This window comes from Vibrio sp. 2033 (assembly GCF_033339735.1).
On sequence record NZ_JAWOVC010000120.1, the window covers coordinates 1 to 1,055 of the forward strand.

Consider the following 1,055-nt stretch of genomic DNA (forward strand, 5'->3'; position numbering starts at 1 on the left):
GAGCCTGCTTTCCTTCCGCAGTCAGTTGTCCGTGCTCGGTAATAAGCCCTAATGAAAACAACAACTGCTTAGCTTGTTGCAGCGCGGCAGCAGAAGGAATATCGAGCAATTTTAGCTCATGAATATCGGTCGTCCCCCAAAACGCCAGCTCCATTACCAAGCTCGCAAGATCGGAATGCAAAATCTCAGGTTGTGGCACTTGTGGCTGTTGCTTGAGTTGACTTTCTGAATAGAGGCGAACGCAAATCCCCTCTTCAATCCGACCAGCACGACCAGCTCGCTGGATGGCTGACGATTGAGCAATACGCGTTTGCTCCAATCGTGTAAGGCCATTTTTCAAGTCAAAACGCGCAACACGCTCCAAACCAGAATCCACCACAAGGCGAATACCTTCAATTGTCAGAGAGGTTTCCGCAATGTTGGTTGCCAATACGACTTTGCGCTTACCTTTTTCTGCAGGAGAGATGGCTTTCTGTTGCTCAGTAAAGCTCAACTGACCATACAACGGGCATACTTCAACATCGTCCGGTAAGTGCGATAAACGCTCTCGCACTTGCTTGATGGCCGCCACACCGGGAAGAAACGCAAGCAGAGAGCCTGACTCTTTATTCATCAAACTCTCTATATTTTTTGCTATTACCGTTGGAAGGTGATCGTTGGCAGTAAGCGGAGCATAGCGAGTTTCCACAGCAAAGCTGCGCCCTTCTGATTCAATATAACAAGCTTCCGGCAGTAAGGATTGCAACGCTTCTTGATCCAACGTTGCCGACATCACCACCAGCTTAAGATCGTCTCGCAATGCTTCTTGAACTTCCAAGCTAAGCGCCAAAGCCGTATCGGCATGAATACTGCGCTCATGGAACTCATCAAAAATCAGCAAATCGACGCCATCTAGCCCAGGGGCATTTTGGATCATGCGAGTCATGACCCCTTCAGTCACAATTTATAACTGAGTAGAAGCACTTACCTTTGTCTCGCCACGAACGCGATACACCACTCGCTGGCCAACTTGCTCGCCCAGTTGCTCGGCCAAATATCTCGCGATATTGCGCGCG

General features: G+C 49.3%; 1 pseudogene. It reads right to left on the reverse strand.

Annotated elements, in window-relative coordinates:
- Positions 1-1,055: pseudogene (locus tag R7P74_RS25030) on the reverse strand (helicase-related protein); the annotation flags it as partial.